The organism is Allobranchiibius sp. CTAmp26 (assembly GCF_017565405.1).
Lineage (GTDB): Bacteria > Actinomycetota > Actinomycetes > Actinomycetales > Dermatophilaceae > Allobranchiibius.
On record NZ_JAGEKR010000019.1, the window covers coordinates 1 to 20,695 of the forward strand.

Below are 20,695 nucleotides of genomic sequence, written 5' to 3' on the forward strand. Positions count from 1 at the left end.
CACACGCGCCGACGGCGCGTGGTCGATCGTTCAGGGTCTGGAGATCGACGACTTCTCCCGCGGCAGGATCGACGCCTCCGTCAAGGAGCTCGGCGAGGAGCGTGACGCGGTCAAGGGTCTCGGCCTGATCTGACCTCTCCGCATGCACGAAGGCCCGGCGCGAGCGATCGCGCCGGGCCTTCGTGCATGCGGTCTCAGATCTTGACGACGGCGAAGATCACGACGATCGCCAGCGCGAAACCGAGCAGCGTGATCACGTCGACCATCCGCGAGCGCACGGCGAGGCCGTCGGTGATCTGGGCGGGCATGAGACGCAGCAGCGCGGCCAGTACGAGGACGATCGCGAGCGCGTACCCACCGGCGCGCAACGATCCGAAGCAGGCGATCAGCAACGCCCCGACGCTGCTCAGCGCGATGATCCACCAGGCCGGACCGAGTCGCGCGGGTCTCATCGAAGCCGGCGCTCGGCCGCCTCGACGACGTTGACCAGCAGCATCGCCCGGGTCATCGGGCCGACCCCGCCGGGGTTGGGCGACACGTGACCCGCGACCTCGGCGACGTCCGCAGCGACATCGCCGGTGATCTTGCCGTCGACCCGCGAGACGCCGACGTCCAGCACGGCCGCGCCCGGCTTCACCATGTCGGCGGTGACCAGACCCGGGACGCCGGCGGCGGCCACCACGACGTCGGCGGTGCGCACGATCGTGGGCAGGTCGCGGGTGCCGGTGTGGCACAGCGTGGCCGTGGCGTTCTCGGTACGACGGGTCAGCAGCAGCCCGAGCGGCCGGCCGACCGTCAGCCCGCGACCGATGACCACCACGTGCGCTCCGGCGAGCGGCACGTCGTACCGGCGCAGCAGCTCGATGACACCGATGGGGGTGCACGGTAGCGGGCCGCTCTCACCGAGGACGAGCTTGCCGAGGTTGAACGGGTGCAGCCCGTCGATGTCCTTGTCGGGGTCGACACGCGACAACAGTGCGAATTCGTCGAGTCCGGTGGGCTGTTGGACGAGGAAGCCGGTGCAGTCGGGGTCGGCGTTGAGCTCGTCAATGACCGCCTCGGCCTCGGCCTGGGTGGCCCCGGCGGGCAGGTCGCGCCGGATGGAGTTGATGCCGATCTTGGCGCAGTCGCGGTGCTTGGCACCGACGTACCAGTGGCTGCCGGGGTCGTCGCCGACGAGGACCGTGCCGAGGCCGGGGATGACGCCGCGTGCCTTCAGGGCCTCGACGCGCACCCGCAGCTCGTCCATGATCGCTGCCAGGGTTGCCTTGCCGTCCATCACGATCGCCGTCACGGCGCACATCCTCGCACGGGCTCCTAGGCGTCCGGGTCGTGCACACGGGCGGCCGGTAACGTCTCGGACGTGAGCTGGACCGTCCGCACCGTGGCCTACACCGATCCCGACGCGCAGACCCTCATCCGCGAGCTCGACGAGGACATGACCACGCGGTACGGCGGCGTCGACGCCACGCCCGTGGCACCGGACGAGTTCGCGTCGCCGGCCGGAACGTTCGTGGTGGCCGCGGACGATCGTGGGCTGATCGGGTGCGCCGGGCTGCGCGCGGCGACCGCCGGCGACGTGGAGCTGAAGCGGATGTACGTGCGCGCGTCGCGCCGCCGCGAGGGGCACGCGGCGCGCCTGCTCGGCGTACTCGAGGAACGGTCGCGGGCTCTCGGGTTCGCTCGACTGATCCTCGAGACCGGGACGGCGCAGCCGGAGGCGATGGCGCTCTACGAACGCTGCGGGTACGACGCGATCCCGGGCTTCGGCTTCTACAAGGACGAGCCGCTCTCCCGCTGCTACGCCAAACGCCTCACCTGATCAGCCGGGAAGGACCGACAAGCGCACCTGACGCACCGGGTTGTCGACGTTGAGGTCGACCAGGCAGACGCTCTGCCAGGTGCCGAGCGCCAGCCGGCCGTCGACGATCGGGACGGTCGCGTACGGCGGGATCAGCGCCGGCATCACGTGGGACCGGCCGTGCCCCCTGCTGCCGTGCTGGTGGATCCACCGGTTGTCGGCGGGCAGCAGGTCCCGCAACGCGTGCAGCAGGTCCTCGTCGCTTCCCGCGCCCGTCTCCAGGATCGCGATACCGGCCGTGGCGTGCGGAACGAACACGTGCAGCAGCCCCGAGTCCACCTCTCCGAGGACCCCTTCGCACTGCCGGGTGATGTCGAGAACGACCTCGCGGTCGCCCGTCCTGATGTCGATCGTCTCGGTCTGCATCAACCCATCCTCCCGCGACGCCGCGGTGACGGCGTTAGGCACCGTTGACGGCGTTCGAACGCCGTCACCGGACGCGAACGCCGTCACCGGACGCGAACGCCGTCAGGGTGCGCTGAGCAGGCTCAGTGCGCGAAGTGGCGGGTGCCCGTGAAGTACATCGAGATGCCCGCCTCCTGCGCCGCGTCGATGACCGACTGGTCGCGCATCGACCCGCCCGGCGCGACGACCGCGCGCACACCGGCGTCGATGAGCACCTGCAGGCCGTCGGGGAAGGGGAAGAACGCGTCCGACGCGGCCACCGCGCCACGGGCCCGCTCCACCCCCGCGCGGGTCACCGCGAGGTGGCAGGAGTCCACCCGGTTGACCTGGCCCATCCCGATCCCGACCGATGCGCCGTCGCGGGCCAGCAGGATCGCGTTGGACTTGACCGCACGGATCGCGCGCCAGGCGAACTGCAGGTCGCGGGCCACGTCCTCCTCGACCGGATCGCCGGACACCAGGCGCCACGAGGCGAACTGGTCGCCACCGACGACCGCACCGGTCTCGTCGTGCAGGACGGCGTCGACCTTGTCGGCCTGCTGCATGAGCATGCCGCCGGAGATGTGCCGAATCTCGCCCACCTGCTCGCGCGGGTCGGCAAGCAGCAGGCGGATGTTCTTCTTGCCCTGCAGGATCTCGAGCGCCTCGGGATCGAAGCCGGGCGCGACGACGACCTCGGTGAAGATGTCCTTCACGGTCTGTGCCATCTCGACGGTGACGTCGCGGTTGGTCGCGATGACGCCGCCGAACGCCGACGTCGGGTCGCAGTCGTGCGCGCGGCGGTGCGCGTCGGCGATGTCGCTGCCGACCGCGATCCCGCACGGGTTGGCGTGCTTGATGATCGCGACCGTGGGGGCGCCCCCGTGGTCGTACGCGGCCCGATGGGCCGCGTCGGCGTCGACGTAGTTGTTGAACGACATCTCCTTGCCGTGCAGCAGCTCCCCCTGCGCCAGGCCCGGCGACGGCAGGAAACCGTCGTAGTAGAGCGCCGCCGCCTGGTGGGGGTTCTCGCCGTACCGCAGCGCGCGCGCCTTGTCGTACGTCGCCCCGACCCACGCCGGGAAGCCCTCGCCGTCGCTGGTGTCGGTCAGCACGTTGCCCATCCACGACGCCACGGCCACGTCGTAGGTCGCGGTGTGCACGAACGCCTCCGCCGCGAGCCGCTTGCGGTCGGCGAGAGTGAACCCGCCCGCCCGGACGCTCGCCAGCACCTCGTCGTACGACGTCGGGTCGGTCACCACGGCGACGGAGCGGTGGTTCTTGGCGGCACCGCGCACCATCGACGGGCCGCCGATGTCGATCTGCTCGACGCATTCGGCCTCGCTCGCGCCGGAGCCGACCGTGTCGGTGAACGGGTAGAGGTTGGAGATCAGCAGGTCGAACGGCTCGACCTCCAGGTCGGCCAGTTGCGCGACGTGCGAGGGGTTCTCGGTGTCGGCGAGCAGCCCGGCATGCACTTTGGGGTGCAGCGTCTTGACCCGTCCGTCGAGGCACTCGGGGAAGCCCGTCAGGTCCTCGACCGCCGTCACCGGCACGCCGAGATCCGCGATGAGTCGTGCGGAGCCGCCGGTCGAGACCAGGGCGACGCCCGCCTCGTGCAGTCCGCGGACCAGGGCCTCGAGACCGGTCTTGTCATAGACCGACACCAGCGCCCGATGGATGGGGCGACGGCGGTCGTTCACGTGCTGTGTCACGGGATCTGGACCTTTCGTCCGTTGACGGTGAAACCTTGGCGGGCCATCCGGCCCACGTAGTCCACGAGCTGGGGACGCTCGACGGACTTGATGCGTTCGGTGAGGGCGTCGACGGTGTCGTCGTCGTGCACCGGCACGGTCGCCTGCGCCACGATGGCGCCGGTGTCGACGCCTTCGTCGACCACGAAGAGCGTTGCGCCAGAGACCTTCACGCCGTACTCCAGCGCGTCGGCGGGGCCGTGGATACCGGGGAAGCTCGGCAGCAGGGCGTTGTGGCTGTTGAGGTAGCGACCGCCGTACCGCGCCAGGAACCGCTCGCCCACCAGTTTCAGGAAGCCCGCGGACACCACCAGTGCCGGGTCGTACGCCGCGACCAGCTCGGCCAGCTCGGCGTCCCAGGACGGCCGGTCGGGGAAATCGCGCACGCGGCAGACGAACGTCGCGATGCCGGCGCGCTCGGCCCTGGCCAGCCCTTCGATGTCGGCCCGGTCGGCACCGACCGCCGCGATCCGCACCCCGTACGCCGGGTCGACGGCCGCGTCGATCAGCGCCTGCAGGAGGGTGCCGGACCCGGATACGAGCACCACGACGGGCACCGGTTCGGCGGCTTCAGACACGGTGAGCAGGCTACCGGGTGACGCGTGGGCCACCCGACGCGCGCATCAGCGGCGGGATCCGGTGGTGGCGGCTGAGGGCAGCGGTCCTTCGTGCGACCGGGCGGGCACGCCGTCCGGCGTACGACGGTGGGACAGGGCGCCGCCGGCATCGGTGTCGAGCACGTCCGTCGTCACCTGCCGATAGGCCTCCCAGCTGACGGCGACGATGGCCAGCAGCATCCCGACGCTGAGGTAGGGGGGCGGGAACGGGCGCGAGTTCTCCAGGTAGGACAGGTAGGTCACCATCTGCACGAGCTGGCTGAGCACCACGGCCGCCGCGACGATCGGACGGCTCACCGTGGCCGCGACCAGCATGAGCACGCTCGACATGTAGAAGTAGCGCTCGTGCATCATCGGCAGCACGAACGGCAGCCACAGACTCGACAGCAAGGTCAGCTGCGCCCAGAACCGCGACGTCTGCTGCGGGGAACGCCCGGGGACCGACTGCACCCGCACGCCGATCGCGATCACGGCGATGGCGGCGGCCAGCCCGAGCAGGATCCCGACGTGTTTCATCATCTCGAAGCGGTCGTTGTTGAAGAAGTTCCACATGTTCGGGGCGGCCATGTTGAGATGCGGCTCGAGGTTGGCCTGGTCGATGTAGATGCGCAGCAGATCACCCATCGGCCGACCGGCGATCCATGCCGGCAGCAGCCCGATGAGGAAGATCACCGGCACGACGAGCGGGGCGAGGACCGCGCGCCAGGGGACGGTGCGGCGTACGTCGATCGAGGTGACCAGCGTGCACAGCCACCACGCCACCAGGGCGGGTGCGGCGAACGCGATCTGCGCCTTGAAGGCGAACCCGATGGCGAAGAACGACCAGGTGAGCAGGTGACGGTTGCCCACCATGGCCCACAGGGCCCAGATGATCGCCGCACCGTAGATCGAGTCGCTCTGACCCCACATCCCGGAGTTGAGGAACACCACGGGCAGATAGAGCGTGATGACGCCGATGACGGCGGGTGTCCACCATCCACGGTCGGGGCGCAGTCGCCGGGTCAGCAGCGCGGCGCCCACCGCGAGGACGATGTCGAAGGCGAACGACACCGTCTTGACCGCGAGCACGATGTGCTGGCCGGTGTGGCTGACCGCCCACAGCACGTAGAGGTACGGCGGGTTGTAGACCGCGAAGTTGTCGCCGAGACCGGAGAAACCGTGCACCCGGAGGTAGTCGGCCCACGCCAGCAGCGACAGATTGTTCTTGCGCAGGTCGTGTGAGACGAATCCCCGCAGGCTCCACCTCACGCCGAGTGCGATGAGGAACAGGACCGCGACCAGGACGATCTGGACCACCTGGGCAGCGGTGGGCTTGCGGGAAACGAGGTGTCTCACGGTCAGATCCTACCGACCGGGTGCTCCGCTCCTCCCGGCCGAGGAGTCGGACTGGCGGGGGTGCGCGCCGGCCTCAGACGTGCGAGCGACGCACCTTGACGTAGTGCAGCGCGGCAGCCGCGACGAGCGCGCCCACCACGAACTCGAGGGCGAAGAGCGGTACGACGGTCAGCGCCACCTGCACCCGCGCGAGCGGAGCACCGCTGACGTGGGCGCCGGCGACCCAGACGAGCAGTGACAGCCCGACCGTCAGCAGTCCCGCCGCGCTCGCCGCCGCCGTGAGCTTCGTACGCAGCCCCGACAGGGTGCTGAGTCCAGCTGCGGCGCGGCCGCCCGCGAGACCACCGGCCAGAACGACGACGATCGGCACCACCCGCATCCACGCCGGGAACGATCCCGGGTCGGGGATGGCGCCCAGCACCGGGACGCTCGGCAGCAGACCGGTGTGGACCGCGCTGGAGGAGATGGTCGCCGTGCCGACGTGCACACTCGCACCGCTGGTCCATCCGCTGATCAGCACGACCATGTTCGGCACGCTCGCCAGCTGCGCCAGCCCGAGCACCACCGTGCCGACCGTGCCGGGGCCGAGCAGCCCGTTGACCTGGCCGATGCGGGCCGTGTGGGTCGCGACGAGCAGCACCAGCACCAGCGTCGCCACCGCGAAGAGCGCGAGCGCGGCCTCGCACGCGGGGCGTACGCCACGTCGTACGCCGTCCGGCACCCGCTCCCACCAGCCGGCGCACACGGCGTACGCCGGGGACTCCGGCTCGGCACGCAACGCCCAGCCGAAACCGAGCGCTGCCACCACGATGGCGCCGGGGATGATGGTCAGGATGCGGGGCGTCGCGGTGCCGGTCGCGCCGAGCAGCGCCAGCAGCATCCCGGCGACGACGTAGCCGCCGAGGAAGAGGACGACGGGGTGCCACCAGCGACCGGCGTCGCGGCCCTCGTGCTCGACCTCGCGCAGCAGGGCCTTGGCGCCGGCGCGAGCACACCACACGGCCACCGCGGTGAAGATGAGCGGGGCGAAGGTCACGACGTGCGAGACGTTGCCGGCCGGCGCGCGCAGCGATCCGTGGTGCGCCAGCACCCACCCGTCGCCGGCGAAGGACATCGCGGACAGCCAGCTCACGCTGCTGCGCGAGTCGGCGGTCCAGGCGACGAGGGAGGGCACGAGCAGCACGAGAGCCAGGGCGACCGCCGCGACCGCGCCGTACACCAGGGCCAGACCGCCGAGGCGGCGGTTGAAACGGCCCGCCGGGCGCAGGACGGTGACGTTGCGGTCGCGTTGGAGCACACTCATGGTGGACCTATGCTCGCCGCTCGCGGGCGTCCGATCGGTGCGGCGCGCCGAGCTCACTCCGCTCCGGTCCGGAACGAGTTCGCTCACCGGGGTTGCGTCCGGACATGGAACGAGCGACGCAGGTGACCCTGCGTCGCTCGCCCTCCGTGAAAACCGTTGTGACTAGCGGGCGTCCATCTCGACGAAGTGGCGCTCGGTCTCGCCGACGTAGATCTGGCGCGGGCGGCCGATCTTGGTGGCCGGGTCCTCGATCATCTCGCGCCACTGGGCGATCCAGCCCGGCAGGCGACCGATGGCGAAGAGCACCGTGAACATCTCGGTCGGGAAGCCCATCGCCTTGTAGATCAGGCCGGTGTAGAAGTCGACGTTCGGGTAGAGCTTGCGCGACACGAAGTAGTCGTCCTTCAGGGCGATCTCCTCCAGGCGGAGGGCGATGTCGAGCAGCGGGTCGTCGACGCCCATCTTCTCCATGACCTCGTGCGCGAACTTCTTGGCGATCGCGGCGCGCGGGTCGTAGTTCTTGTAGACGCGGTGCCCGAAGCCCATGAGCTTCACACCGTCTTCCTTGTTCTTGACCTTGTTCATGAAGGTCTCGACGTCGTCGCCGCTCTCGTGGATCTTGCCGAGCATCTCCAGGACGGCCGAGTTCGCGCCACCGTGCAGCGGACCGGACAGCGCGTGGATGCCGGCCGAGATGGACGCGAAGAGGTGCGCCTGCGCCGAACCGACCAGTCGCACGGTCGAGGTGGAGCAGTTCTGCTCGTGGTCCGCGTGCAGGATGAAGAGCATGTCCAGCGCCTTGGCGACGGTGGGGTCCACGTCGTACGGCTCTGCAGGGAAGCCGAACGTCATCCGCAGGAAGTTCTCGACCAGGTTGAGGCTGTTGTCCGGGTAGAGCAGCGGCTGGCCCTGGCTCTTCTTGTGCGCGTACGCCGCGATCGTCGGCAGCTTGGCCATCAGCCGGATCGTCGACAGCTCGATCTGGTCGGGGTCCTTGATCGAGAGGCTGTCCTGGTAGAAGGTGCCGAGCGCGGAGACCGCCGCCGAGAGCACCGACATCGGGTGCGCGTCACGCGGGAACGCCGCGAGCAGGTCCTTGAGGTCCTCGTGCAGCATCGTGTGCCGCGAGATGCGCGAGCGGAACGCGTCCAGCTGCTCGGCCGTCGGCAGCTCGCCGTAGATGAGCAGGTAGGAGACCTCGATGAAGGTCGACTTCTCCGCGAGCTCGTCGATCGGGTACCCGCGGTAGCGCAGGATGCCCTCGTCGCCGTCGATGTAGGTGATCTCGGACTGGCAGGACGCGGTGTTGACGAAGCCGACGTCGAGCGTGACGTTGCCGGTCTCCTTCAGCAGAGCGGCGATGTCGTATCCGGAGCTGCCTTCTTTCGCCGGGACGAGCTTGAAGTCCAGCTTGGTGTCACCGGCCGAGAAAGTGGCCGTGCCCTGATCCGTCATGTGCCATCCGTCCTTGTTGTTCCGGGGCGCGTCGTACGCGCATCTGGGCGCGTCGAACGCACCCGAAATTGAGGCATCTTGGACGGTACCTCAGGTCGAGAACACCCCCGGACCGACCCCCGGCCGCAAAAACCGCGTTGTTTGAGGCCCTGTCAACCCGTGGTCAGGCGCGCCACCGCGGCGGCGATCCGCTCGTCGGTCGCGGTGAGGGCGATCCGCACGTGCCGCTCGCCTGCCGCGCCGTAGAAGTCGCCCGGCGCCGCGAGGATCCCCCGCTGAGCGAGGTCCCGGATGCTGTCGCGACAGGGCCGGTCCTGCGTCGCCCACAGGTAAAGACCCGCCTCAGAGCTGTCGATTCGCCATCCCGCGCCCTGCAGTGCGGTGCGCAGCGAGGTACGCCGTGCGGCGTACACCCGCTTCTGCGCAGCCACCTCGTCGTGGGCTGCCAGACCAGCGATCAGGGCCCGCTGGATCGGCCACGGGACGATCATCCCGGCGTGCTTGCGCACCTGCACCAGGCGCGCGACGAGGCGTGGATCGCCGGCCGCGAACGCCGCGCGGTAGCCCGCCAGATTGCTCTGCTTGGACAGCGAATAGACCGCCAGGAGTCCGGAGTGATCTCCGCCACACACCCGGTCGTCCAGGATGCTCGGGGTCGTCGGTCCCTCGGCGTCCTCACGCCAGTCCAGCTCGGCGTAGCACTCGTCACTGGCGACCACCACGTCGTGCTCGCGCGCCCACGCGACGACCTTCGCCAGGTGCTCGACAGGGAGCACGCGGCCGTCGGGGTTGCCGGGAGTGTTGAGCCACAACAGCTTCGGAGGCCTGGGGCCGAAGCCCACCGTGCTGTCCGACGCGACCGGAGTCGCGCCGGCGAGGCGGGCGCCCACGTCGTACGTCGGGTACGCGATCCGCGGGATGCCGACCACGTCGCCAGCGCCGAGGCCCAGCAAGGTGGGCAGCCACGCGACGAGTTCCTTGCTCCCGATGGTCGGCAGCACCCCGTCGGGATCGACGCCGGAGGCGTGCCGACGTGCGGCGAACCACGCCGCGACGGCCTCCCGCAGGTCGGGGGTGCCCCATACCTGCGGGTAGCCGGGCGCGTTCGCGGCGTCGCGCAGCGCCTGCTGGACCGGCTCCGGGGTGGGGTCGATCGGCGTACCGACCGAGAGGTCCACGATGCCGCCGGGGTGAGCGGCGGCGGTTGCCTTGGCCTCGGCGAGCGAGTCCCAGGGGAAGTCGGGCAGCGAGGCGATGCTCACGCGATCTTTACTCGTCGTGCTCTTGCGGCGGCAGGGCCGAGATCAGCGGGTGGTCCTTGGCGATCATGCCCATCTTGGCGGCGCCGCCGGGGCTACCGAGGTCGTCGAAGAACTCGACGTTGGCCTTGTAGTAGTCGGCCCACTGCTCGGGGGTGTCGTCCTCGTAGTAGATGGCCTCGACGGGGCACACCGGTTCGCAGGCACCGCAGTCGACGCACTCGTCGGGGTGGATGTAGAGGGAGCGTTCACCCTCGTAGATGCAGTCGACGGGACACTCTTCGATGCACGCCTTGTCCTTCAGGTCGACGCACGGCTGAGCGATCACGTAGGTCATTGCGGGCAGACCCTTCCTGCATGTGGTGGGGCGCGGACGCCATCGGGCGCGTCCTTCGGCTCGACTTAGTATGACGGCCCCATGCCTGAGCCTCCCAACCAGCCCGACCTGACCCGCACCCTGACGGTGGGGATGCGGGTGGTGTTGCGGCACCGGATCGACGGCGGGCTCACCGACGCGCTGGGTCCCCTCGTGTCCGCCGACGAGGCGACGCTCGTCGTACAGACCCGGCGCGGGCCGGTGGCGGTGCCGCGCGACGCGGTGGTCGCCGCCAAGGAGGTGCCTCCCGCGCCGTCCCGACGGGGTGCACCGCACCTCGCGCCGTCGATGGCGGACCTGCAGGAGCTCATGGTCGCGGGGATGCCGCCGCTGCGGTCGGAGTGGCTCGGTCGATGGCTGCTGCGCGAGGCCTCGGGCTACACCGGTCGCGCGAATTCGACTCTCCCGCTTGGCGATCCGGGGGTCCCACTGTCCGATGCGTTGGCTTTCGTCGCCTCCTGGTACGCCGCCCGCGATGGCGTACCGCTGCTGCAGGTCTACGGCCCGTCCGGCTTCTCCGTTGCCGACGATGCGGTCGGGGGCGCCGCCCTCGAGGCCGAGTGGACGGCGTTCCAGCGGACGCTGGTGATGTCGGCGTCGGTGGACGCGCTGGCCGCAGGCCCGGGAGACACTTCCGCCTCGGTCGCGGACCGGCCGGACGATGCCTGGTGGTCCGGCGCGGCACCTCGCGAGCAGGAGCACCGCGCCACGGCGCAGGCGATCTTCGACCGGATCCCGGAGGCGACGTACCTCACGCTCCGGGCCGGTCCCTCCGGCGAGGTCACCGCGGTCGGGCGGGTGGCCTTCGCACAGGCGTGGGCCGGGGTGTTCTCGGTACACGTGCCGCCGGCGTACCGGCGCCGTGGACTGGCGCGCCAGGTGATGGTGCTCGCGGCGCAGCAGGCCCGGGCACGCGGCATCCGGTCGATGTACCTGCAGGTCTCGCAGGACAACGCGGCTGCCGTGCGGCTCTACGAGTCGTTGGGCTTCGCGATCCACCATGAGTACTGGTACCTCCGCGCCCCGCGCCCGCCCCTCGCGCACGCTGACGCAGCTAGGGACGAGTGACGCAGGTAGACCTGCGTCACTCGCGCACACTTGCGTCACTGCCCGCCGACTCGCCACGCCCCTGTGGATGAGCAGGGGTGCCGGTCGCACTGTGCTGCAAAAGTCCCGTCATGGATCCTTCCCATGAGCTCCTGCAATCGGACTATCTACGCCGACGGGGCGTACGCCCCGACCGAGCGGCCGCGCAGGCCGAAGCTCGCATCGTCCGGGTGCGGCGCGGTGTGTACGCCGAGCGGGACGGTTGGGAAGCGTCGTCCGCCGCGGACCGGTATCGGGCGTTCGTCATGGCGAGTGCGCAGTGCATGCGTGGCTCCCACGCCATCCTGTGCGGCCCGGCCGCTGCTGCACTCTGGCGTCTGCCGATCATCGGTGCCTGGCCGTCGACCGTCGACGTCGTGGTCGGTCCGAACGGTGGCGGGTCCAGCGGCAACGTACGCCGGCACCGGCTGCGATCGCTGCCTCTCGCGCACAATGTGAACGGCATCGCGGTGACCGGACCCGCTCGGACCGTGGTGGACCTCGGGCGCACCACCCCGCTGATCTGCGCACTCGCCGCTGCCGATGCCGCACTACGGGCCAGGTTGTGTACCCGTGCCGACCTCGCCCGCGAACTGGGGGATGTGGCACCGCGCGAACGGGGGCGTGGTGCTGCGGTGACTGTCGTACTCCTGGCGGACGGACGCGCGGAGTCCCCCGGCGAGTCGCTCAGCCGGGCTCGGATGTGGGAGCTCGGCCTGCCCCAACCTGAGTTGCAGGTGCCGTTACGCGACGAGCACGGCGCGTACGGACGCGCCGACTTCGGCTGGGACGGGGTGATCGGCGAATTCGACGGCAGATTGAAATACGGCGTGGACCACGCCGGGGACGGGGCGATACAGGACGTGCTCTGGCGGGAGAAAGTACGCGAGGACCGCATCCGCAGGCACGCAAGCGTGGCCAGATGGACCTGGGATGACGCGTTGCGTACCCGGCCGATGGCCCGGATCCTGGAGGCAGCCGGCATTCTTCCCGACTCGCCGCGCACCCCATGGGTGCCGGCCCCTGACGCAGTCCTGCACGAGTGACGCAGGTCTAGCTGCGTCACTCGTGCACTACTGCGTCGGGGTCAGGTGGGGCGGGGGGCGAGGCGGCGCAGGGAGGACTCGCCGACCACGACCGACGCGAGCAGCACCACCCCGAGTGCTGCGCCGAGCACGCACACCCCCGACCAGTGATAGCTGGAGGCGACTCGCGTCGAGACCCACGAGCCGGCGGCGCCACCGAGGAAGTACGCCGTCATGTACGCCGCGTTGACCCGTGCCCGGGCGTCACCGGCGAGCGTGTAGATGCGGCTTTGATTGGTCACCTGCAGCGACTGGCAGGCGAGGTCCAGCAGCACGACGCCGGCGAGCAGCGCGATGACGGAGGCCCGCCCACCGGCCAATAGCGCCCAGGACACCAGGAAGAGCAACCCGGCGCCCACCGATGCGTAGAGCTGGTGTCCGCCGTCGGCCAGCCGGCCGATCAGGGGCGCGGCGAGCGCGCCCGCGGCACCGGCCAGCCCGAAGAGGCCGATGATCCCTTCGGAGTAGTGGTACGGCGCATCCGACAGCAGCCCGGTGATGGCAGTCCACAGGACGCTGAACTGCGCGAACGTCAGCGCGCCGTAGAGCATCCGACGTCGCAGCACGGGCTCGGTCCGCACCAGTCGAGCGACCGATCCGAGCAGGCCGGCGTACGACGTGCGCACCGTCGGTGGGCTGACGGGAAGCCCGCGCCAGAGGCCGGCGGCGAGCACGAGGACCAGGGCTGCGGCCACGAGGTAGACCGAGCGCCAGCCGCCGACCTGGGCGAGCAGGCCGGCCAGGGTGCGGGCCAGCAGGATGCCGATCAGCAGCCCGCTCATCACGGTGCCGACGACCGATCCGCGGTCGTCGTCGGAGGCGAGGGCGGCCGCGAGCGGCACCACCACCTGCGCCACGACCGAGAGCAGCCCCACGATCAGCAGCATCACGAGCAGCCACGCCTCGTTCTGGGCGAACGCGGTGAGGACGAGAGCCCCGGCGGTCGCCAGTGCCATCCCGACGATGAGCCGACGTCGCTCGAGCAGGTCACCCAGCGGCAGCACGAACAGCAGTCCCGCGGCGTACCCGAGCTGGGTGACGGTCACCAGGATCCCGGTGGCGGAGGGCGAGATGTGCAGGTCGCGCCCGATCAGATCGAGCAACGGCTGGCAGTAGTAGAGGTTCGCCGCCGACACCCCGGCGGCGACGGCCATCAGCAACACCAACGGACGCGACAGGCGCGAGCCGTCGGTGGTGACCGCGTCAGCGGGGGCGGCGGTGGACACGGTCCGGCTCCTGGCGCTCGAAGGCTCTCATCGCCTTGCGCAACCACATCGGATCGCGATGTGTTCCGCGGGCGGTGGCGGCCCGGTCGGCCGCTAGCCGCAGACGACCAGGTCGGCCGGGTTGTACGTCGTGGTCAGCGACTCGTTCTTGACCACCTTGCCGCCGCGCTTGACGACCCGGGTCACCGTGACCTTGAAACCCTCCATCGCGGGCTGGGGGAGGCAGCCGGCCGTCTTGATGTGCTGCACACCGGGCTTCTTGATGGCGAACTGCGGACCGGTGGTGCTCGTGACCGAGAAGACCGAGGTGCCGTAGAGGCGCATGACCGAGTAGTTGGACTCGGTCCGGGCCTCGATCACGATGCCGTGACCGGTGTCGTTGGTCCACTTGTTGTCGATGGTCGGCACCGACAGCGTCGCCTCACGGCCCATCGGGTAGCGCGGGATCCAGTAGGAGTGCGCCTGGTGGGTGTCCTCCTGCACTCCCGCGAAGAAGGTCGCGTTGTACATGGTGGTCGACACCTGCGACAGCCCGCCGCCCGTGCCGAGTACGTCGCGACCGTCCTGCAGCACCGGCGCGTCGACGTATCCGTTGGCCTTCGTGATCGGCGACAACGCGGCCAGGAGGCTGAACTGCTCGCCGGGCGCGACGTACGTGCCGTTGAGTTTGGAGAGCCCGTTCTTGATGTTGGTCGTGCGGGCGGCGTTCTGCGCGCCGAGCGGGTAGCGCGACCGGAACTCGCTGATCACGGTGGTGCTGATCTGCGACGGGTCGACCGTCACGCCCTTCTGCGGGACGACCGAGGCCGTGACGGTACGTCGCCCGGCCTGCAGCGCCGCGAGCAGCGCGGTCCCTGTCTTGACCGGCTCGACGGCGGTCCCGTTCTCACCGGCGATCACCTTCGTGGTCGGCACGATGCCCTTCATCGCGACCCTCGCGTTGCGCGCGGGCGTCGCCAGCTGAGGACCCAGCGTGGTCATCAGGGTCGCCATCGCGGAGGGGATGATCGCCAGCTTCAACGAGTTGCCGCTCGGCACCGACCTCAACACCCCGGACAGCTGTAGCGGGGTGATGCTCAACTGCTGCGAGCCGTTCACGAGCGTCACGGGTCCGGAGAGGGCGGCGGTCGCGGGTCCCGCGGCGAACGCGTCGACGGTCTTGTCGGTCAGCACCGGCGACTGCTGAGTGAGGGTGCCGGCGTACTCCGAGCGCTCCGGCCAGCCCGCGGCGATGCTGCTGGCGAGCGCGGCCGCGTCGATCCCGCGGCCCGGCGTGGCATGGGTGACCACGACCTTGCCGTTCACGAGCTTCACCGTCCCGGGCGTCGGCGCACCCTTGATGGAGGCACCGGCCGCGGCGATCGCCTCCTGGAGCTTGGCCTTGTCGACGGTGGTGCGTATCGCGCGGGTGGGACCACCGGTGTAGCGCTCCCACAGTGCGCTGGGGGCCAGCGTGAAGCCGGTGAGGTTGTCGAGCGCGCCGGTGGTGTCGTACGTCAGGCCCGCGCTCGCGGGAGTGATGTGCAGGGTGTGGCCGGCCGCGGTGAACGTCACCGGCTTACGCTCGGCGGCCGCGACGTGACCGGCCAGTCGCTGCTGCGCGGCGGCCTTGCTCTGACCCCCGACGACCACTCCGTCCACGGTGGTGCCGCTCGGCACCCGGTCGGTGTTCAGGACCGCGACCCCGCCGTACGCCGCGAGCGCCACCACGACGACGCCGACCCCGGCGACCACTCCCCAGCCCTTGCGGGATCGCCCCGAACGCTCACTCACGGATGTGCTCCAAACCGGCCTCGGTAGTAGGTGAGCGCATCCTGCGGCCGCTCCGCGTCCCGCATGGCCACGACCGCCCCGACGACCAGGGTGTGATCACCGGCTGCATGCGTGTCGACCGTGCGGCACTCCAGCTGCGCCAAGGCGTCGTCCACCAGGGCGACCCCCGTCGCCCCGCCACGAGTATGCGGCACCCGTTCGAGCTGATCGTGGAGCGGGCGCCCGCGGGTCGCGAGCCATGCGGCAGTGCCGCGCGCACCGGCCGGCAGGATGCTGATCCCCCACACGCCCGCCTCGAGGATCGCGTCGTGGAACCGCGCCTCCTGCTCGACGCTGGCCACCACGAGCACCGGGTCGAGGGACACCGACATGACCGCACTGGCGGTCATCGCGTGGTCCAGCCCGCCGGCGTACGTCGTGAGCACGGTGACCCCGGTGACCAGCCGCCCGATCACCCGCCGGTAGTCGTCGGGGTCGACGCCCTGCACGGCGCCGGCGCCCGGCTGCTCCGCGGTCATCCCAGCAGACCCCGGCGCGAGGATCCCTGCAACGCGATCAGTTCACCTGTCGCGGAATCGATCTCGGCGAAACCCTCACGCCCCGAGAGCCGTGCCGCGATGGCGTTGGACAGCGCGTAGAAGCCGTCGTGCACGCTCACCTGCGTGCGGTGGCAGCGCAGCGCGTCCGCCTGGACACCCGCCACGGAGGGGTCCAGCACCTCGTGGGTGACCTGCTCGTCGGGCACGACGGACGGTGCGTACGCCGCGCCGTCACCGGGCACCTGCACCTCTGAGTCGCTCGGGACGTGTGCCTGCAGCCAGGACCGGTCCTCCTGCGCCCACGACCGTGGGATCAAGGTGGCGAAGAGGCGCGGGCGTGCCTGCGCGGGCAGCGACCCGACAGCGGAGACGACTGCCCGGTGCACCTGGATGTGGTCGGGGTGGCCGTAACCGCCGTGCCGGTCGTACGTCACCACGACATCCGGCGCCAACTCTCGTACGACGCCGGCGACGGCCGCACCCACGACCTCGACCGGCGCTGCGGCGAAGGCCCGCGGATGCCGGGACGCCGGTGATCCGGCCATCCCGGAGTCACGCCACCCGCCGGGGAGAAGCTGTGACGAAGTGACACCGAGCGTTTTCATCGCGCACGCCAGCTCCGCCCGCCGTACGTCGGCCAACGGGTCGGCGACGTCGTCCGGGCGGAGTTGCCCTGCCGGCAGCTCCAGGTGAGCAAGCTCGGCCGGGATGACCTCGCCCTCCTCGCCCAGCGTCGCGGTGAGCACATGCACCTCGTCACCCGCCCGCACGTGGTGCGCGATCGCGATCCCGTTGGCGAGCGTCTCGTCGTCGGGATGCGCGTGCACGAAGAGCAGGCGTGCCATCGCGGCCTAGCGGCGCGCCCGGGACAGCGCGCGACCGCGCTCGCTCTGGTCGAGGATCAGCTTGCGGATGCGCACCGACTCGGGCGTCACCTCCACGCACTCGTCCTCGCGGCAGAACTCCAGGCTCTGCTCCAGGGACAGCTTGCGCGGCGGGAAGATCTTCTCGAAGTTGTCGGCGCTCGAAGCTCGCACGTTGCTGAGCTTCTTCTCCTTGGTGATGTTGACGTCCATGTCGTCGGCGCGGGAGTTCTCCCCGACGATCATGCCCTCGTAGACCTCGGTGGTCGGGTCGACGAAGAGGGTGCCGCGCTCCTGCAGGTTGACCATCGCGAAGGACGTCACGGAACCGGGGCGGTCGGCGACCAGCGAACCCGACGTACGGGTGATGATCTGGCCGAACCACGGCTCGTACCCGTCGAAGACGTGGTTGGCGATGCCGGTGCCGCGGGTCTCGGTGAGGAACTCGGTGCGGAAGCCGATCAGGCCGCGCGACGGCACCTTGAACTCCATCCGGATCCAGCCGGTGCCGTGGTTGGTCATCTGCTCCATGCGGCCCTTGCGCGAGGCCAGGATCTGGGTGATCGCGCCGAGGTACTCCTCGGGGGTGTCGATCGTGAGGCGCTCGACCGGCTCCTGCAGCTTGCCGTCGACCTCGCGGGTGACGACCTGCGGCTTGCCGACGGTCAGCTCGTAGCCCTCGCGGCGCATCTGCTCGACCAGGATGGCCAGCGCCAACTCACCGCGGCCCTGCACCTCCCAAGCGTCCGGACGCTCGGTGGGCAGCACCCGCAACGACACGTTGCCGATCAGTTCCCGGTCGAGACGGTCCTTGACCATCCGGGCGGTGACCTTGCTGCCGCGCACCTTGCCGACCAGCGGCGAGGTGTTGGTGCCGATGGTCATCGAGATGGCCGGCTCGTCGACGGTGATGAGCGGCAGCGCGATCGGGTTCTCCGGGTCGGCCAACGTCTCGCCGATGGTGATCTCGGGGATGCCGGCGACGGCGATGATGTCGCCGGGCCCGGCCTCTTCAGCGGACTGCCGCTCCAGACCGTCGGTCATCAGCAACTCGGTGATCTTCACGCGCTGCTGGGTGCCGTCGTGGCGGCACCACATGGCCTGCTGGCCCTTGCGGATCACGCCGTTGCGCACCCGCAGCAGCGCGAGGCGGCCGAGGAAGTTGCTGGAGTCGAGGTTGGTGACGTGCGCCTGCAGCGGCGCCTCGTCGTCGTACGACGGAGCCGGGATCGTCTTCAGGATGGTGGCGAAGAGCGGCTCGAGGTCGCTGCCCTCGGGCATCTCACCGTTGGCGGGACGCGTCAGGGAGGCGATGCCCGCGCGGGCCGAGGCGAAGACGACCGGGAAGTCCAACTGGTCGGCGTGGCCGTCGGCGTCGTCGAGCAGGTCCATGAAGAGCTCGTAGGTCTCCTCCTCGACCTCTTCGATGCGGCTGTCGGGGCGGTCGACCTTGTTGATGCACAGGATGACCGGCATCTTCGCGGCCAGCGCCTTGCGCAGCACGAAGCGGGTCTGCGGCAGCGGGCCCTCGGACGCGTCGACGAGCAGGACGACGCCGTCCACCATGGACAGGCCGCGCTCGACCTCGCCGCCGAAGTCGGCGTGACCGGGGGTGTCGATGATGTTGATGGTGACCGGGCGGCCGTCCGCGGCGGGGCCGTCATAGGAGATCGCGGTGTTCTTCGCGAGGATCGTGATGCCCTTCTCGCGCTCGAGGTCGCCGGAGTCCATCACCCGCTCACCGGTGGTCTCGACGGTCTGGCGATCGCTGAAGGCACCCGTCTGCCAGAGCATCTTGTCTACCAGGGTGGTCTTGCCGTGGTCGACGTGAGCGACGATGGCGACGTTGCGTACGTCGTCCCGAGTTTTCATGGGCATGATGTCGATTATCTCAGGGAAACGGGGCGTTTCCGACCACGCGCCATCCGGGGCCGCCCCTGGCCACCAGCGATCCTGCCGGCGAGCAGCAGCCCCAGCACGGCCAGCAGCACGGGCACGCTCAGCAGCGTGACGAAGGTCGCAGGCCGCAACTGCGCGCGGTACGCCGCGATCCAGGCGCCCCCCAGCGCCGTGACGACACTGCCCGCGAGCGAGGACGCCAGGTAGATCGCGGACTGGTAGCGGCCCTGCTCCTGGGCCGGCGCCAGCGCGAGCGACGCCACGGAGAGCGCGGGCATGATCGTGCCGATGCCCGCGCCCGCCACGGCCCACGCGGTGAGGGGCAGCACGACCGGTACCCCCGGGATCGCGAGCCCGACCGTGCCGGCGAGACCCACGGCGAACGCGACGAAACCTGCGCGCAGCCGCAGCGTGGGCGAGGTCTGTGCCTGCACGACGTCTCGGCCGTGCAGCCACGACCCCGCCGCCCAGCAGACGCCGGTGATGGTCAGGGTGACGCCGGTCGTCGCCGGCCCGAAGCCGCGCACCCGCGTCAGGGTCAACGGCAGGAATCCGCCGGACATCCCGAACCCCGCATTCGTCAGGGCACGGAGCGCCACCACCGCCGGCATCCCGCGCGCCGCGCGGAACGTGCCCACCGGAAGCGCCCGACGGGCGAGGAGCAGCAGGGCGGGCACCGACACCAGCATCAGCGCGCCCCCGAACCACGCGGCCGGGCCGCCGAGCAGGGCCCCGGCCAGCACCAGGACCGCGGCAGCCAGCGAGCAACCTGCCCCCGCTCGCACCAGACGGCGCCGATCGGCCGACCACGCGCCCGACGAGCCCGATGCGGCACCCCGCAGGGCGGGTGACAGCAGCGCGTACGCAGGCACCAGGAGCAGCGCGGTGACGGTGAACGCCCACCGCCACCCGAGGGATTGGGCGATCAGGCCGGACACCGGAGGTCCCACCACGGACGGAAGGACCCACGCGACGGCCATCGCGCCGAACATCCGGGGGCGCAGGGCTGCCGGCAGCGCCTGCGCCAGCAGCACCGTGACGCCGATGTCCAGACCGGCCTCGGAGACTCCTGATACCCACCGCGTGGCCACCAGCGCCAGCATCGTGGGGGCCAGCGCCGAGCCCAGCTGCCCGACGACGAAGAGCGCCGCGCACCGGCGCAACAGCCAGGAGGGTCCGCGGCGGTCCACGATCACGCCGAAGAACGCCACCGCGGCGATGTAGGCCACCATCGGCGCCGCGCCGGCCGCGCCGAAGAGCGCCAGGCCGTGCAGCTCGGCCGAGGCCGCGGGCAGCACCGTGCCGGTGGCCCGGTCGGCGTACGCGGCGAGCGTCACCATCGCCAGGCCACCTGCCGTGACCGGCAGTCTCGCGTGGACGCACGGGACGAACTGAGCATCGGGCAGGTCGCCGAACGCAGCGGATTCACTGCCTCGGCTGTGCGCTACTACGAGTCGGAGGGTCTGCTGGAGTCCTCGCGGGACGCCGGCGGGCGGCGGCGTTTCCGGCGTACGGTGCTGCGCCGCCTGGCGTTCATCCGGGCCGCGAGCAACGTCGGGTGCTCCCTGCAGGAGATCCGCGAGGAACTCGATCGGCTGCCGAGTGGCCGCACGCCCAACAAGGCCGACTGGCATCGCATCTCCCGCCACTGGCGCGCCCGGCTCGACGAACGGATCGAAGCCCTGGAGAAGCTGCGCGATGGCCTGGACTCCTGCATCGGCTGCGGGTGCCTCTCCCTCGGGACCTGCCGGATGTCCAACCCACGCGACGCCGCCGCGTCCGACGCCCGCGCGCCCGGCGCGGCGTTCCTCCCAACGGCATTGCGCCGGGAGGATGGTTTCCATTCTTCCGCAACGGTGTAATGATGTAATCAAGTAATC

20 protein-coding genes and 1 pseudogene are annotated in these 20,695 nt (G+C 70.5%); 5 read left to right on the forward strand and 16 right to left on the reverse strand.

Annotated elements, in window-relative coordinates:
- Nucleotides 1-133: pseudogene (locus J4030_RS18085) on the forward strand (malate dehydrogenase); the annotation flags it as partial.
- A 61-nt stretch (nucleotides 134-194) separates the two neighbouring features.
- On the opposite strand, the gene J4030_RS14320 reads toward J4030_RS18085, so the two are convergent.
- Nucleotides 195-452 carry a DUF3017 domain-containing protein gene (locus J4030_RS14320; protein WP_208049910.1) on the reverse strand — a complete coding sequence of 86 codons (258 nt, stop codon included), beginning with the start codon at nucleotides 450-452 and terminating at the stop codon, nucleotides 195-197.
- Complete coding sequence (locus J4030_RS14325) at nucleotides 449-1,294, reverse strand: bifunctional methylenetetrahydrofolate dehydrogenase/methenyltetrahydrofolate cyclohydrolase (RefSeq protein ID WP_208049911.1); 846 nt, start codon at nucleotides 1,292-1,294, stop codon at nucleotides 449-451. Before J4030_RS14325 ends, J4030_RS14320 begins: the two co-directional genes overlap by 4 nt.
- Before the next feature lie 69 nt (nucleotides 1,295-1,363).
- On the opposite strand from J4030_RS14325, the gene J4030_RS14330 reads away from it, so the two are divergent.
- Nucleotides 1,364-1,822, forward strand: a complete 459-nt coding sequence (locus J4030_RS14330) for a GNAT family N-acetyltransferase (RefSeq protein ID WP_208049912.1) — start codon at nucleotides 1,364-1,366, stop codon at nucleotides 1,820-1,822.
- Here J4030_RS14330 and J4030_RS14335 read toward each other — a convergent pair whose 3' ends face one another.
- The 8 genes from J4030_RS14335 to fdxA form a co-directional block, all read right to left on the reverse strand.
- Complete coding sequence (locus J4030_RS14335; RefSeq protein WP_208049913.1) at nucleotides 1,823-2,227, reverse strand: secondary thiamine-phosphate synthase enzyme YjbQ; 405 nt, start codon at nucleotides 2,225-2,227, stop codon at nucleotides 1,823-1,825.
- Between the two features lie 122 nt (nucleotides 2,228-2,349).
- A complete protein-coding gene (purH, locus tag J4030_RS14340) occupies nucleotides 2,350-3,960 on the reverse strand; it encodes a bifunctional phosphoribosylaminoimidazolecarboxamide formyltransferase/IMP cyclohydrolase (RefSeq protein WP_374222000.1) in 1,611 nt (536 codons plus the stop codon).
- Nucleotides 3,957-4,577: a phosphoribosylglycinamide formyltransferase gene (gene purN / locus J4030_RS14345; protein ID WP_307864709.1), complete on the reverse strand. Its 621-nt coding sequence runs from the start codon at nucleotides 4,575-4,577 to the stop codon at nucleotides 3,957-3,959. Before purN ends, purH begins: the two co-directional genes overlap by 4 nt.
- A gap of 45 nt (nucleotides 4,578-4,622) precedes the next feature.
- Nucleotides 4,623-5,951, reverse strand: coding sequence for a hypothetical protein (locus J4030_RS14350; RefSeq protein ID WP_208049914.1), 1,329 nt, complete (start codon nucleotides 5,949-5,951; stop codon nucleotides 4,623-4,625).
- A gap of 73 nt (nucleotides 5,952-6,024) precedes the next feature.
- Nucleotides 6,025-7,254, reverse strand: coding sequence for a DUF6350 family protein (locus J4030_RS14355; protein WP_208049915.1), 1,230 nt, complete (start codon nucleotides 7,252-7,254; stop codon nucleotides 6,025-6,027).
- Nucleotides 7,255-7,416: 162 nt separating this feature from the next.
- Nucleotides 7,417-8,709 carry a citrate synthase gene (locus J4030_RS14360; protein ID WP_208049916.1) on the reverse strand — a complete coding sequence of 431 codons (1,293 nt, stop codon included), beginning with the start codon at nucleotides 8,707-8,709 and terminating at the stop codon, nucleotides 7,417-7,419.
- Between the two features lie 152 nt (nucleotides 8,710-8,861).
- Nucleotides 8,862-9,971 (reverse strand): succinyldiaminopimelate transaminase, encoded by a 1,110-nt coding sequence (dapC, locus tag J4030_RS14365; protein WP_307864710.1) that lies wholly within the window; start codon nucleotides 9,969-9,971, stop codon nucleotides 8,862-8,864.
- Nucleotides 9,972-9,978: 7 nt separating this feature from the next.
- Entirely contained in the window at nucleotides 9,979-10,305 is a 327-nt protein-coding gene (gene fdxA, locus J4030_RS14370; protein ID WP_208049917.1) for a ferredoxin, read from the reverse strand.
- 81 nt (nucleotides 10,306-10,386) lie between these two features.
- On the opposite strand from fdxA, the gene J4030_RS14375 reads away from it, so the two are divergent.
- Together J4030_RS14375 and J4030_RS14380 are read left to right on the forward strand one after the other, a co-directional pair.
- The gene (locus tag J4030_RS14375; RefSeq protein WP_208049918.1) at nucleotides 10,387-11,412 is read left to right on the forward strand and encodes a GNAT family N-acetyltransferase; all 1,026 of its coding nucleotides are present in this window, start codon (nucleotides 10,387-10,389) and stop codon (nucleotides 11,410-11,412) included.
- 110 nt (nucleotides 11,413-11,522) lie between these two features.
- The gene (locus J4030_RS14380; protein WP_208049919.1) at nucleotides 11,523-12,476 is read left to right on the forward strand and encodes a hypothetical protein; all 954 of its coding nucleotides are present in this window, start codon (nucleotides 11,523-11,525) and stop codon (nucleotides 12,474-12,476) included.
- 41 nt (nucleotides 12,477-12,517) lie between these two features.
- Here the strand turns inward: J4030_RS14380 and J4030_RS14385 are convergent, their stop codons facing one another.
- The 6 genes from J4030_RS14385 to J4030_RS14410 all read right to left on the reverse strand — a co-directional run bounded on the left by J4030_RS14385 (nucleotide 12,518) and on the right by J4030_RS14410 (nucleotide 20,155).
- Nucleotides 12,518-13,741 (reverse strand): MFS transporter, encoded by a 1,224-nt coding sequence (locus tag J4030_RS14385; RefSeq protein WP_307864711.1) that lies wholly within the window; start codon nucleotides 13,739-13,741, stop codon nucleotides 12,518-12,520.
- 93 nt (nucleotides 13,742-13,834) lie between these two features.
- On the reverse strand, nucleotides 13,835-15,514 hold the full coding sequence (locus J4030_RS14390) for a VanW family protein (RefSeq protein ID WP_208049920.1): 1,680 nt from the start codon (nucleotides 15,512-15,514) through the stop codon (nucleotides 13,835-13,837).
- Nucleotides 15,511-16,032: a flavin reductase family protein gene (locus tag J4030_RS14395; protein WP_208049921.1), complete on the reverse strand. Its 522-nt coding sequence runs from the start codon at nucleotides 16,030-16,032 to the stop codon at nucleotides 15,511-15,513. The genes J4030_RS14390 and J4030_RS14395 overlap by 4 nt, the downstream gene beginning before the upstream one ends.
- Nucleotides 16,029-16,898 carry a PIG-L family deacetylase gene (locus J4030_RS14400; RefSeq protein ID WP_208049922.1) on the reverse strand — a complete coding sequence of 290 codons (870 nt, stop codon included), beginning with the start codon at nucleotides 16,896-16,898 and terminating at the stop codon, nucleotides 16,029-16,031. The genes J4030_RS14395 and J4030_RS14400 overlap by 4 nt, the downstream gene beginning before the upstream one ends.
- A gap of 6 nt (nucleotides 16,899-16,904) precedes the next feature.
- Complete coding sequence (gene typA / locus J4030_RS14405) at nucleotides 16,905-18,794, reverse strand: translational GTPase TypA (RefSeq protein ID WP_208049923.1); 1,890 nt, start codon at nucleotides 18,792-18,794, stop codon at nucleotides 16,905-16,907.
- A gap of 8 nt (nucleotides 18,795-18,802) precedes the next feature.
- Nucleotides 18,803-20,155 (reverse strand): MFS transporter, encoded by a 1,353-nt coding sequence (locus J4030_RS14410; RefSeq protein WP_208049924.1) that lies wholly within the window; start codon nucleotides 20,153-20,155, stop codon nucleotides 18,803-18,805.
- Between the two features lie 33 nt (nucleotides 20,156-20,188).
- On the opposite strand from J4030_RS14410, the gene soxR reads away from it, so the two are divergent.
- Complete coding sequence (gene soxR, locus J4030_RS14415; protein WP_208049925.1) at nucleotides 20,189-20,677, forward strand: redox-sensitive transcriptional activator SoxR; 489 nt, start codon at nucleotides 20,189-20,191, stop codon at nucleotides 20,675-20,677.
- The last annotated feature ends 18 nt before the right edge of the window (nucleotides 20,678-20,695 follow it).